The organism is Mucilaginibacter sp. P5_A4, assembly GCF_056400605.1.
In genome coordinates this window covers 57,192-70,689 of record NZ_JBFUKX010000004.1, presented here as the reverse complement: position 1 = coordinate 70,689, position 13,498 = coordinate 57,192, and the positions used below count along the sequence as shown (strand labels likewise).

Genomic DNA, 13,498 nt, shown 5'->3' with positions numbered 1-13,498 from the left:
ATTAGTGACAAGTATTAAGTTATATGCTTAAGTAAGAAACGGGTTGTTTTGTTTTTCAAAACCAATAGTAGTTTCGGGCCCATGACCCGGATAAACGGTACAATCATCGGGCAGGGCAAAAAGTTTGGTTTCAATATTAGCTATCAGCTGTGTAAAATTACCTCCCGGCAAATCTGTACGGCCAATACTCATTCTGAATAAAACGTCGCCGCCTATTAAAATATTGGTCGTTTTATCATAAAAGCATAAATGCGCAGGTGAATGCCCCGGCGCGAAGATCAGATCGAGGGTAGTATTACCAAACAGGATAGTTCCTGTTTCAGCCAGGTACTCGTCCGGCACCGGCGATACCTCGTACCTGATGCCCATTTGAGGAGCGTAAGCAACTACAGCCGCTAACACCGGCAACTCACCCACATGAAATTTAGGCTTTAGTCCGTATTTATCAAAAACAAATTTATTACCAAGCACATGATCTATATGGCAATGGGTATTCAGCAGCAAAACGGGGGTTAAATTATTATCCTTTATAAAATTCACCACCACATTTTGCTCGGTGGCGGTATACATTCCGGGATCAATAATTACACATTTACCTGTTTCGTCATATAAAATATAAGTGTTTTCCTGGTAAGGATTATTCACAAATGATTTAACTTTTGCCATGGGGTAAAAGTACGGATTTAATTTATTGGGTATGAAGGTTTGAAAAAAACGTGATTGGGGTTGTAAAATTTGGGGAAACAGAAAGAGAAAGGACGTTTTGAAAGGTTTGTCATCCTGAACGCAGTGAAGGATCTAATCGCAGACTTTACAGGGCGAAGAAGCATGGCGAATAACAGATTCTTCACTGCGTTCAGAATGACAAATCTTTTTTATAAACCCCATTGACAGGGGATTATACTTTACCCTCAACCAACTCCACCTCGGCAACCGGGCTAAACAGGTAAACCCGTTTGGTTTCTATTTCCACACATTTAAAACGCTTGCGCAACTGCTCCTCCTTCCGAAAAACGCGATCGCCTTTTATTTTAAACAGGGCTTTAAAAGGCACTTTATCTATAGTAAGTACCGATTCTTTTGGTGCATCATATTTGCGCAGGGAACGGTACAGGTTCAGGTCTGAACAACTGGAAGCCGCAGGGTTATCAAGGTAGCTGGTTATGGCATGCTTTACATCGTGCGGAAAAATGTCCTTTTCAAAAAAGGGCTGCATCATTTTTTTGAAATTACTTTTCCACTCGGTGCCATGCGGCTTAGCCTTTTGTTTATGCTCGTTCCAGGTGTGCAGGTGTGCAAACTCATGTACGGTGGTAACCAAAAAAGCGTAGGGGTTAAGATCATAATTTACCGAGATCCGGTGACCTTTACCGGCATGGGGCGAACGGTAATCGCCAAATTTTGTGCCCCGGTTGCGCGAAATTTTAAATTCGCATTTAAAATAGTCGATCCAGCGGCCAATGAGCGGAGCAGCATCGGGTGGCACATATCTTGCTAAAACTTTTACTTTATCCAATTTTTACCTCAATACAAATATATGTTTTGAAGACCATAGTCCATAGACGATGGTCCATAGTTTTAGGTTGTAATTAAATAAAATAACAATTGATTGATAATTACCCTGGTCTATGAACTATCAGCCATGGACTACGAACCTATTTAAGCAAATTGTAAACAATAAAACTGGCCACATATGCCAGCGCTGTCATGTAAGCAAATTGGGTGGCCGGCCAGCGCCAATCTTTGGTTTCGCGGTATACCACAGCCACAGTACTGGCGCACTGCATGGCAAAGGCGTAAAACATCATGAGCGAAAACGCCACAGCCAAAGTAAACACAGGCTTCCCGGTATCGGGGTTAGTAGCACTATGCATTTTTTGCTGTACCGATTCCAGCTTGTCTGCATCGCCGTCCACACTATAAATAGTGGCCATGGTACCAACAAACACTTCGCGGGCGGCAAAGGAGCTGATGAGGGCTATCCCTATCTTCCAGTCGAAGCCCAGTGGTTTAATAACCGGCTCTATCACATGGCCAAACACACCGGCGTAGGAGTTTTCTAATTTTTCGGATGCCACAACTTTGTTCAGGCTATCGGGCTTCATGGTTTTGGTGTATTGCGGCTGGCTGTATGTTTTATCTATCTGCGCAAACCTGTCGCCAGGGCCGTATGATTTCAACACCCACAAAATAATAGATACCGCAATGATTACCTTACCCGCCTGCAGCACAAAGGTTTTTGAACGATCGTACATGGTAAAAGCCACATTTTTCCATCGGGGCATGCGGTAAACAGGTAACTCCATAATAAAGTAACCACGCTCGCGGGCCTTTAAAATGAATTTCATTACAAAAGCTACCAATACTGCCGATATGATGCTCAACAGGTACATGGCTGTAAGTGCTAATCCCTGAAGGTTAAACAGCCACCAAACATTGCGGTTTGGCACTACAAGGGCAATTAACAAAGTGTAAACCGGCAAACGGGCCGAGCAGGCCACCAATGGGGTAACCATAATGGTTATCATCCTGTCCTTCCAGTTCTCGATGTTACGGGTGCTCATGATAGATGGCACGGCGCAGGCAAAGCCGCCGATTAGCGGCACTACCGATTTACCGTTGAGGCCAACCTTACGCATTACCTTATCCATCATAAAAGTAACACGCGACATATAGCCTGTATCTTCCAGTATGGATATCATGGCAAACAAAATGGCTATCTGCGGTACAAATACCAAAACACCGCTTAAACCGGCAATAATACCATTAACCAGTAAGCTGGTGAACGGACCGGTTGGTAACGCCTTATTTACGCTGCTTTGCAGCCAGATAAATAAATTTTCGATAAGCGACATCGGATAGGCCGACCAGGAAAATATAGCCTGGAATATGAACATTAGTATGGCAAAAAATATCACAAAGCCGAATATTTTGTGCGTAAGTATCTTGTCAATTTTATTGCTTACAGATTCGTCATGTGCTGTTTCTGGTTTTTTAACGGTATCGTACAGCAGATCGTTAATAAAACTGTAGCGGGCAATGGTTTCTGTAGCCTGGGCTTTTTGGGAGTGAAAAGAATGCTCTTTTTCCAGGTCTTCTATGCGATCGCTTTCTTTGGCAGACAAAAAATCAAGCGTTTCGTGCTGATGGGCAAGCTGCAGGGCGAAGTACGGATTATCTATTTTTAATTCTTCCTGTATCTGCGCTATAAGTTGCGGGGCTATGGAATCAATATCAATGGTATCCTGCTGCAGCGCAATTTTATTGGAATAAGCTATAGTGCTTTTAAGCAGATCGATCCCTTTTATCTTGCGGGCCGAAATAGGAACAACCGGCACGCCCAGCTTTTTGGCAAACAGATCAATATTGATAGTAATACCTGCTTTATCCGATACATCTATCATGTTAAGCGCTACCACAACCGGTATTTTTAAATCGGCTATCTGTGTATACAGCAGCAGGTTGCGCTTAAGATTGGATGCATCAAGTATTACCACGATCAAATCGGGAACAAGCGCTTTGGCTTTGTCGGCTAATACAGAAAATACAATGGATTCATCCTTACTTTTTGGATAGATGCTGTAAGTACCGGGCAGGTCGATAATTTCGGCGGTACGCCCATCGGGCAACTGGCAAAAACCTGTTTTTTTATCAACAGTAACCCCCGGAAAATTTCCTATTTTTTGATTAAGACCGGTTAAAATATTAAAGAGAGTTGATTTACCGGTGTTTGGATTTCCTACAAGTGCAACTCTTATATCGGCTTTCAATGTTTACAAAAACTACTGCAAAATAATGGTGGAGGCTTCAAATTTACGCAAGCTTAACTGGTAACCCGAAACATGAATGGCTATAGGATCGCCAAGCGGAGCAATACGTGAAATTTTAATCTCTTCACCTGGTAAACATCCCATCTCCATCAATTTTACCGACATTTCCAGATCAGTAAATTCCTTTACAATTCCTATTTCGCCTACTTCAAGTTGTGAAAGTGTCATCCTATATCTTTTTAACCTGAGCAAATGTAAGCTTATTTATATTAAATCCAAATAAAGCAGGCGCTTTGATGTGCAAATTTTAGATGTGCAGATATGCAGATGAAAAAACTGATTTTCAAATGAGATTTATGATTGCGCTCACGCAGTCTGAATCAGATTTCAAGAATGAACAGAATTTCAATCTATCAGCACCAAATCTGCATATCTGCACATTTGGAATCCGCACATCCATTTTTCCCTACAGATTTTACCTTCCCAAACGTAGGGCATCCGCAGCCCTTTTTAAATATACCGCAGGATGAGCAGCTGAGCAGCAGGGCAACTCCTATTATGATCAGTTTACTTTTTTTCATTACCAATTGCACTTAATGTTAGCATAACACCAAAAATCCCCATACAAATTCCAAGCATATCACAAAACATATCATTCCAGTCGCCGCTGCGCCAGGTAAAAACAGTTCTTTGCAATACCTCTATCAACCCACCAAAAAATACAGAGGCCACAGTAACTAACAGTACCTGCTTATACGAGAATGAGCGGATTTTTTGTTGCCGTATGATACCATTGCAGAATAGTACAATCAGCGTAAAAAATAACCCGGTATGCGTAAGTTTATCAAAGCCCTCGAAAAACATTGGAGAATTATCTACCGAATCCAGTTTAGCTGAGCACATGATGAAAATAAATAAGGCCCACAAAATTGTGAGCCCATGATATTTTAATGTCGCTTTCATTTAAGCGCCAACAACAGCTTTATAATCACCGGCAGATAACAGGCTATCTATTTCTGATACATCAGCAATACTGATTTTCACCATCCAGCCTTCGCCATACGGATCAGCGTTTACCAGGTCGGGTTGGTTGTTAAGTGCAGGGTTAATTTCAGTTACCGTTCCTGTTACAGGCATAAACAGGTCTGATACCGTTTTTACAGCTTCAACAGTACCAAAAACTTCATCTTTAGCAACTTCTTTCCCTAAGGATGCAATATCCACATAAACAATATCGCCAAGTTCGCTTTGCGCAAATTCGGTAATACCGATAGTAGCTTCATTGCCTTCAACCTTTATCCACTCGTGGTCTTTAGTATATTTTAATTCAGCGGGAAAATTCATGTCGTTAATTTTATGTGCTCAAAAATAACAAAACTTTAGGCTATAGCAATAATTAAAGATTTATTGTAATACAGCTTAGGGTAAGCTACAAAACCCTGACTACACCCCCACAAATTGACACCTCGAATTTAAAATCATTATGAGTTGTCATAATGTTTAAGGGTGTGCTTTTTCTTCCCGTGTTTAATTGTTAATTTCCATAAACGGTTTAAAAAATTTATTTTGCACACTTTTAATGACCAATTTTATTAAACCAGGAAAAACAGCCACATCAACCGATGACCAACTGCTTAACACCTACCGTGAAAACGGCGATGTAGCGGTGTTAGGAAAACTATATGAAAGATACATGGTTTTACTATATGGGGTTTGTTTAAAATATCTGAAAGATGAGGAACTGGCCAAAGATGCGGTGATGGGAATATTTGAAGAGCTGGTAGTAAAGGTTAAAAATCACAATATCAACACATTCAGAAGCTGGTTATATGTATTAGGGCGCAATTATTGCCTGATGCAGTTAAGGGCAGGCAAAAAAATAGAGACGGTAAATTTGCATGATGTTATGGAATTTACCCCGCTTTTGCATCCTGATGATAGTAACCGCGAAGAGGCCTATAAAGCATTGGAGCAATGTATTGATAAACTGGCCGGCGCGCAAAAACAAAGCATTGATCTATTTTATTTAAAAGAGAAATGCTATAAGGAAATAGCCGAGATAACCAATTTTAGCCTGAATGAAGTAAAAAGTTACATACAAAACGGGAAGCGCAACCTTAAAATTTGCCTGGAGAAGAAAAGTGAATACTAAAAAAGCCGACATATTGCAGATCAGGAAGTACCTTAACGGGGAACTTGATGCCAAAGCTATGCACAAGCTTGAACGGGAAGCGCTTGACGATCCATTTTTAATGGATGCCATTGAAGGATTTGAAACAGCACCCAAAGATCAACAAGCTAACCTGGCCGACCTGGCCGGAAGGTTACAACAGCGAATTGAACCAAAGAAAGGCCGTATTATTTCATGGCAGATGTGGTCAATTGCCGCATCGGTTGTGGTGGTATTAACCATTGGCGGTTTGTGGTTAAAGAAAACACCCACTCTGCCCGAACAAAAAACCAATGACATTGCAATAATTAAAGAGGATAAGACCAAAGTTGAGCTAAAGGACACTGTGGCTTTAAGTGTTCAGGGTACAAAACAAGCACCTTTGCTTGCTCAAAACACCAAAAAGCACCCTCCCATATTAAAACCGGGAAATAAATCCGTTTACCAACAGGAGATCTCCTCGGCAGATAATGCAGATAATAATGTGGCGGCGGTTTACAAAGCTCCAACAACAGCTGCTCCAAAACCCGTAGTGCAAACTGATGATGATTCAAAAGAAGCTGCATCGGTAAGTGAGATAGTAGCTTCAAATTACACGCAAACCCGAAAAGAAAAGGATAATACCGATAGTCTCGCAGCTGTCGCTAAAAAAGCACGTGATAAGGCATCAATGCCCAACGAATCTAAATTACAGGGAAAGGTTGATGGTTTAACCATAGTAACCTCAAAAGATTCAAAATCGCAGTTTGGCTACACAAACATTAACGGCGTAATATACGGCAAACCCGATGGCGCCCCTGTTATTGGCGCAGCCATCCGCATAGCAGGAACCAATAAGAGTACAGTTACCGATGTTAATGGCCATTTTTCTATGCCTGCAACCGGGAGTAAGCAAACATTGGATATAGCATCTATAGGGTTTTTGCCCAAACAGGTAAGTGTAAAGAGCGGGGATAGCCTAAAAGTAGAACTTAATCCCGTCAGCAGTTCCCTCAACGAGGTTGTGGTTGGCTATGGTACGCAAAAAGCTGTGAGCGCGCACCCCCAGGGAGACATGAGCGCCCTTAAAAAATACCTGCAGGCCAATGCCGTTTTACCCGATAGCGACATTACAGGTACAGTAAGTGTAACATTTACCGTTAATGGCGATGGCGCATTGAGCGATTTCAAGATCAAAAAAAGCCTTACACCAGCAACCGATCAAAAAGCGATAGATTTGATAAAGGCGGGCCCCACATGGATTGGTAACAGTACAGGCAAACCAGAGGAAGTTACAGTTAAGGTAAAATTCCAGAAACAAAATTAAGAATCAAGAGGTTAGCGCCAGGAATCAAGACAAAAAGCAGTGTTTGATTTAAAGGTAATCGCTCAATACAACCCGCAATATCTCCACTAGTTCAGGATCATTAAACCGGTAATTGTCTTCAATTTCAAGCACAATTAATTGTTTGCCATTGAGTTGAAACCGCTGCTTGAGTAATTCTTTATGCTTATGCTCCATTACAAATATCACATCTGCCCTGTCAATCATTTTTTGATTTACCCTGGTACGCGCCTTATCACTTGTGCCGGCAGAATATGCCTTGTGTTCCGGGTGATCTTTAAACAACAGCTCGGCAGTAGGGCTGCGCCATTGGTTTTTACTGCAGATGAAAAGGAGATTGGCCAAACAGACTGGAGATTATTTTATAAAATTATTGACTAAAAGCCGGCGCTACTCGATAAATAATACAAAGCACGGTAACTGCCGTGGCTATGTACAAGATCCATTTTCCCTGCTGCCTGTCGTTTTCATTATAGGCATATACTCTTTCGCCATCGGGAAGTGTTTTTTTGCAGGTTGCCAGGTACCACCCTATAAAAATGCCAAATACGCCACCGGCCATGGCAAATATATACCCTACAATTATCCATGAGTTTTGAGGCGGTTCCGGCTTTTTTAATTTTTCCAGGCGATCATTTTTAAGTTCGGTTAACCTTTTTTCACTTATGGCAGCGCCACGTTCGGTAAGTATTTTACGGGCAAGCTGGTAATCAAAGGCACTCCATTCATCGGCCTTTGCAAGTACATCTACCAATTCCTCGTCAGTAAAACCATACAAATAATGATCCTTGTCTGCATTGTTAACGTTTTCCGTTTCGCTATCTTGTAGCAATTGATTCACCAGTTCAAAATCCCGGGCTTTTATTTTTACTGAGTACTCTGCTGCCAGGTCATTACTCCTGAATGCGGGATCAAATGATGCAGCACTTTCTTCAACGGTATATTCAATACCATGCTCATCCAATACCGTGGTAAGGGCATTGGCCAGGGCTAAATCATTAAACCTTTTAAACAATATAAACACTGGCTCCATAATAACAGATTTTGGGGATTAGATAGATCAGAGGCCATTTTTGGGCACCCAGGCCTGGCTTTTGATCAGCCATTTACCCCCTACAATACGAAACACAAAAGAAAACGCTCCTTCCTCATTAAACGGGTCGCCATTAACTGTACCGGTATATTCAACAGGTACAATTAAATAGGCTATTTCATCGGTTTGCCTAAAAATTTTTATGCGTTTAACAACAACCATAAAATCTTTTATCTTAAACTCCTTAACCGCCTTTTCAACCGAGTTTACCCATTGTACACCCGCAAGCTGACCATTCCATGAATAGGGCATCTGCTCATCGGTAACAACCGCGTTTGGCGCATACATATCGGTAACCTTATCAATATCAAAAGTATATGAGGCCTTTAATACAGTATTAACTGTTTGCAAAACTTCGGGGTTTAGCTTTTTTACAGTATCGGCAAGGCTTAAACCTGTCGCGATGGCTTTTTGTCCCGCCACTACAATTAGTAACAGCGTTATGTAAACCATTGTTAATATGTTTTTCCTCATCTTATTCAGTTAATATACTTCGCGCCTTTTGCCATTAAGTTTATAAAGTTAAACATCAATTACAATAAAAAGACAGCTGCGTCTATAAAACACGTCATTATTATCACTTCCCTTTTGATGCCATATAATCTAATGTTAAATTGCATAATGCCTTAACACCTAAAGTAAAACCACTTTCGTCAATATAAAAATCAGGGGTATGGTGCGATGGGGCTTTAAGCGGGTCCTGTCCTTTTGGCATCCCGCCTAAAAAGAAAAACAGTCCCGGTACTTTTTCCTCGTAAAAGCTAAAATCCTCGGCCCCGGTAACCGGCGGCTTTAACATTACATTTGCTGCCCCCGCGGTTTGCTGCAAGCTGGGCAACATTTTTTGTGTAAGCTCGGGGTTGTTATATGTAACCGGGTAGTGATTGCTATAGGGTATCTTAACTTCGGCAGTCGCGCCTTGTGCTTCGGCGGTTTTGGTAGCTATTAGCGTAACGCGGTCAATCAGCATCTTTTCGTCGGCAGCTGTAAATGAACGCAGGGTACCCAGCATTTCAACGCTCTCGGGAATAATGTTTGAGCGGTTACCACCCTTTATGGCTCCAATGGTTACCACCGCCGGGTTTTCGGTTATGTTGATATTACGGCTTACAATAGTTTGCAGGTTGTTTATTATCTCGGCAGAAACCACTATGGGATCAACGCTCGACCACGGCGCGGCTCCGTGTGCCGACCGGCCTTTTACAATGATCTGCATATCGTTAACACCGGCCATCGTTCCACCAGGGCGGTAGGTGATCTTGCCAACCTCGGTTTGCGAGTTAATATGCAAACCAAATATCACGTCAACCTTTGGATTTTCAAGTACCCCTTCTTTCACCATTTGCTCAGCGCCGCCCTTTTGACCCGGCTCAACGCCTTCTTCGGCGGGCTGAAAAATAAATTTAACGGTACCATGTAGTTCGCTTTTCATAGACGATAGCACCTGGGCTACCCCCATTAAAATAGCCATATGCGAATCATGACCGCAGGCATGCATTACGCCAACTTGTTGTCCGTTGTAAGTAGTTTTTTCTTTTGATGCAAATGGCACAGGAGTACGTTCAATTACCGGCAATCCATCCATATCGGCACGCAATGCAACTACCGGGCCTGGTTTACCTCCTTTTAAAATGCCCACAACCCCGGTTGTGGCTATACCTGTTTGCACCTGGATACCCAATGATTGCAAATGTTTGGCAACAATTGCCGATGTACGTACCTCGTGGTTACCAAGTTCGGGGTGTTCATGAAAATCGCGCCGCCAGGCAGTTACCTGGTCTTTTAAGGCATCGGCTTTAGTATTAACCTGTGGTAAGCGTGCGTTTTGCGCAAATGCCTGTACCGAAAACAATAAAAAAAACAGGATGGAAAATATTTTCATAGGGACTTTTTTGGAACAGTTAATATAAGAACAATACTTCAAATCTAATAACCTGTGGCTGATGATATTTCAGCCGCTGTTCCAACCCGCTCAACAAAGCAGCATTATGGGATGATTTATTTAAAATCGATAAGGTCGATATCAAATATCAATACAGCGTTTTCTGGTATCGGACCACCGCCGCTCGGACCATAACCCAATGCTGATGGAACAAATAACTGGATATTACCCCCTTTTTTAACATGCGGAATTCCAATTTGCCAGCCTTTTACCAACCTGTCCAACGAGCTCGAAAAACCATCAGCGGAATCAAAGGGCGCTCCGTTGATGAGCTTGCCATGGTAATTTACTGTCACCGTTGAATTGCCGTCGGGATAAGCGCCTGTACCTTGTTTAACTACCTGGTAGTACAGTCCAGATGGATCTTTAACCGCCTTAATCATAGGGTTGTTGGATAAATAAACCCGGATGATAGAATCATCGGTTTTGGCTTGCTTTATCATTTCTACAGATGGTGCTCTTGAGCAGGATGCCAGCGCGATTAATGCGATAAATAGCAGTAGCACTATATTCTTCATGCGTTAATAAGTTAAAATTTGGTGCCGGTTTACGGCTCGGGAAGATACCCAAATAAAGAGGTCCGAAATGATTAATTCCGGACCTTCTTTATTTTATTTTTCTATTTATTGATTAGTTACCGGTAGAAGCTCAACTGTAAAAAGCAGCTCCGAATTAGCGGGGATAATGCCATTAGCTGCATTCCGGTAACCATAAACAGATGGCACGATCATTAAAATTTTTGACCCTGTTCTTACATGCGGCAGCACAATTTTCCAGCCATCTATTAAATTGGCCAAAACTGCAATAAAGTTTGTATTGGAGTCAAACTGGGTACCATCAAGTAGTTTGCCGGTATAACTTACCCTAATAGTTGAATTTATGCCCGGATAATCACCTGTGCCCTGTGTAAGGGTTTGGTAATATACCCCTAAAGTATCTTTAACGGGGCTTATTTCGGTATGTATTGCAAGATAGGCCTTAATAGCGGCATCATCGGCGGCAGCCTGTTTTACCACATCATAAGATGACGGGTTGTCAAAGCCTTTAGAACAGCCCGATAAAATGACCATGGGAAGAATTACAAATAATAAAAAATTTTTCATTGTTAAAGATCAGTTTAATATGGATACGTTTTAACCGCAATAAACGCTACAATTCAAAAAAACTTACTTATACCGTTGTTTTAATTTTAAGTTCATTCATCTGGGTATCAGCAATGGTTGATGGTGAATCGATCATCACATCGCGGCCCGAATTGTTTTTAGGGAATGCGATTACATCACGAATAGAATCCAAACCGGCAAAAATAGACACCAGGCGATCAAACCCAAGGGCCAAACCACCGTGCGGGGGTGCGCCAAATTCAAAGGCATCCATTAAAAAACCAAACTGCTTTTGCGCTTCTTCTGCAGAAAAGCCTAAGTGCTTAAACATCAGCGACTGGGTGGCACGATCATGGATACGGATAGATCCGCCGCCAACCTCGGTACCGTTAATTACCAGGTCATACGCGTTTGCACGTACAGCTCCCGGGTTGGTATCAAGCAGGGCGATATCCTCTGGTTTTGGCGAGGTGAACGGGTGATGCATGGCATGGTAACGGCTGGTTTCCTCGTCCCACTCCAGTAAAGGAAAATCCAATACCCAAAGCGGTGCGAATTTATTTTTGTCGCGCAACCCTAAACGACTGCCCATTTCCAAGCGAAGCTCATTCAGTTGTTTACGTACTTTATCGGTTGGCCCGGCCAATACCAGCATTAAATCGCCTTTTTCAGCTTCAAACGCGGCAGCCCAGTTGGTCAGCTCATCTTCACTGTAAAATTTATCAACCGATGATTTTAGCGTACTATCATCGTTGTAGCGGCAATATATCATGCCGGTAACACCAATTTGCGGGCGTTTTAACCATTCGGTAAGCTCGTCTAATTGTTTACGGGTGTAGCTGGCGCAACCTTTGGCATTAATACCAACTACCAGTTCGGCATTATCAAAAACGCCAAAACCTTTACCTTTAACTATATCGTTCAGCTCTACAAATTCCATCCCAAAACGCACATCAGGTTTATCCGAACCGTACAGGCGCATGGCATCTGCATATTGCATACGCGGAAAATCGCCCAGATCGATACCTTTTACTGTAGTAAACAGGTGGCGGGTAAGGCCTTCAAAAATATTCAGGATATCTTCCTGTGTAATGAACGATAGTTCGCAGTCAATCTGCGTAAATTCCGGCTGACGGTCGGCTCTTAAATCTTCATCCCTGAAACATTTAACGATCTGGAAATAACGGTCGAACCCGCTCACCATCAGCAATTGTTTAAATGTTTGGGGCGATTGCGGCAAGGCGTAAAACTCGCCCGGATTCATGCGGCTTGGCACCACAAAATCGCGTGCACCTTCAGGTGTCGATTTAATCAGTACCGGGGTTTCTACCTCAATAAACTCCAGGTCGCTTAAATATTTACGAATCTCCTGTGCCATTTTGTGGCGAAGGATAAGGTTATTGCGTATTGGCGCACGGCGCAGATCAAGGTAGCGGTATTTGGCGCGAAGCTCCTCGCCCCCATCTGTTTCGTCCTCTATCTGGAATGGAGGGGTTTTAGCCGAGTTAAGTATTTCTATATCCTCAACGGCGATCTCGATCTCGCCGGTTGGTATTTTTGTGTTTTTATTGGAGCGCTCAAGCACTTTACCTGTAACCTTTATCACAAACTCACGACCAAGCTCGCGGCTTTTTTCGCGCAGTGCGGCATCAGTATCTGTATTGAAAATTAGTTGAGTTAAACCATAACGGTCACGCATGTCAATAAACGTGGTCCCGCCCAAATCGCGCGATTTTTGTACCCATCCGCACAAGGTAACAGATTGGCCTAAGTTGCTGATATTTAATTCGCCGCAGGTATGAGTTCTAAGCATAACAATATTTATAAAAGTTTGCAAAAGTAAGTTTTTGATTTCGGATTTCGGATGTTCGATTTCGGAATTTGAATTTATCAAATCAGAAAAATATTTGGCGCTGCAACTTTAAAGCCACAATTTCAGTTCCTTATACCCAAAATAGAACATCCGAAATCTCAAATATTCCCAAATCCGAAATCAAATCCTATCTTTGCACCATAATTCTCAAGGGGTGCCTTGCTTTGGTGAAATAAAAAACAAACAATTTGTTTTTACCAAACTGAAAGACAGGCTGAGATCA

15 protein-coding genes are annotated in these 13,498 nt (G+C 42.2%); 2 read left to right on the top strand and 13 right to left on the bottom strand.

The genetic code is table 11. From position 1 onward, the window contains the following. Positions 1-27 precede the first annotated feature (27 nt). From AC1DQW_RS04170 to gcvH, 6 genes are all read right to left on the bottom strand, one after another. Entirely contained in the window at positions 28-666 is a 639-nt protein-coding gene (locus AC1DQW_RS04170) for an MBL fold metallo-hydrolase (RefSeq protein WP_477452972.1), read from the bottom strand. Positions 667-898: 232 nt separating this feature from the next. Continuing rightward, positions 899-1,516 (bottom strand): SprT-like domain-containing protein, encoded by a 618-nt coding sequence (locus AC1DQW_RS04165; RefSeq protein ID WP_477452971.1) that lies wholly within the window; start codon positions 1,514-1,516, stop codon positions 899-901. A 139-nt stretch (positions 1,517-1,655) separates the two neighbouring features. Beyond that, positions 1,656-3,770, bottom strand: a complete 2,115-nt coding sequence (feoB, locus tag AC1DQW_RS04160) for a ferrous iron transport protein B (RefSeq protein WP_477452970.1) — start codon at positions 3,768-3,770, stop codon at positions 1,656-1,658. Positions 3,771-3,782: 12 nt separating this feature from the next. Beyond that, a complete protein-coding gene (locus tag AC1DQW_RS04155) occupies positions 3,783-3,998 on the bottom strand; it encodes a FeoA family protein (protein WP_477401226.1) in 216 nt (71 codons plus the stop codon). A gap of 339 nt (positions 3,999-4,337) precedes the next feature. Further along, positions 4,338-4,673, bottom strand: a complete 336-nt coding sequence (locus tag AC1DQW_RS04150; RefSeq protein WP_477452969.1) for a VanZ family protein — start codon at positions 4,671-4,673, stop codon at positions 4,338-4,340. Between the two features lie 60 nt (positions 4,674-4,733). Continuing rightward, positions 4,734-5,114: a glycine cleavage system protein GcvH gene (gcvH, locus tag AC1DQW_RS04145; protein WP_477419640.1), complete on the bottom strand. Its 381-nt coding sequence runs from the start codon at positions 5,112-5,114 to the stop codon at positions 4,734-4,736. A gap of 235 nt (positions 5,115-5,349) precedes the next feature. On the opposite strand from gcvH, the gene AC1DQW_RS04140 reads away from it, so the two are divergent. Then, positions 5,350-5,922, top strand: coding sequence for an RNA polymerase sigma factor (locus tag AC1DQW_RS04140; RefSeq protein WP_477452968.1), 573 nt, complete (start codon positions 5,350-5,352; stop codon positions 5,920-5,922). Next, positions 5,912-7,246 (top strand): carboxypeptidase-like regulatory domain-containing protein, encoded by a 1,335-nt coding sequence (locus tag AC1DQW_RS04135; RefSeq protein WP_477452967.1) that lies wholly within the window; start codon positions 5,912-5,914, stop codon positions 7,244-7,246. Before AC1DQW_RS04140 ends, AC1DQW_RS04135 begins: the two co-directional genes overlap by 11 nt. A 48-nt stretch (positions 7,247-7,294) precedes the next feature. Here AC1DQW_RS04135 and AC1DQW_RS04130 read toward each other — a convergent pair whose 3' ends face one another. The 7 genes from AC1DQW_RS04130 to aspS form a co-directional block, all read right to left on the bottom strand. Next, the gene (locus AC1DQW_RS04130) at positions 7,295-7,609 is read right to left on the bottom strand and encodes a low molecular weight protein tyrosine phosphatase family protein (protein WP_477419634.1); all 315 of its coding nucleotides are present in this window, start codon (positions 7,607-7,609) and stop codon (positions 7,295-7,297) included. Positions 7,610-7,634: 25 nt separating this feature from the next. Beyond that, complete coding sequence (locus AC1DQW_RS04125) at positions 7,635-8,297, bottom strand: hypothetical protein (RefSeq protein WP_477452966.1); 663 nt, start codon at positions 8,295-8,297, stop codon at positions 7,635-7,637. A 27-nt stretch (positions 8,298-8,324) separates the two neighbouring features. Further along, positions 8,325-8,831, bottom strand: a complete 507-nt coding sequence (locus AC1DQW_RS04120; RefSeq protein WP_477452965.1) for a DUF4440 domain-containing protein — start codon at positions 8,829-8,831, stop codon at positions 8,325-8,327. Between the two features lie 103 nt (positions 8,832-8,934). After that, complete coding sequence (locus tag AC1DQW_RS04115; RefSeq protein WP_477452964.1) at positions 8,935-10,239, bottom strand: amidohydrolase; 1,305 nt, start codon at positions 10,237-10,239, stop codon at positions 8,935-8,937. Positions 10,240-10,355: 116 nt separating this feature from the next. Next, positions 10,356-10,817 carry an FKBP-type peptidyl-prolyl cis-trans isomerase gene (locus AC1DQW_RS04110; protein WP_477452963.1) on the bottom strand — a complete coding sequence of 154 codons (462 nt, stop codon included), beginning with the start codon at positions 10,815-10,817 and terminating at the stop codon, positions 10,356-10,358. A 105-nt stretch (positions 10,818-10,922) separates the two neighbouring features. After that, positions 10,923-11,402: an FKBP-type peptidyl-prolyl cis-trans isomerase gene (locus AC1DQW_RS04105; protein WP_477452962.1), complete on the bottom strand. Its 480-nt coding sequence runs from the start codon at positions 11,400-11,402 to the stop codon at positions 10,923-10,925. Positions 11,403-11,469: 67 nt separating this feature from the next. After that, positions 11,470-13,215: an aspartate--tRNA ligase gene (gene aspS / locus AC1DQW_RS04100; RefSeq protein ID WP_477452961.1), complete on the bottom strand. Its 1,746-nt coding sequence runs from the start codon at positions 13,213-13,215 to the stop codon at positions 11,470-11,472. Between the last annotated feature and the right edge of the window lie 283 nt (positions 13,216-13,498).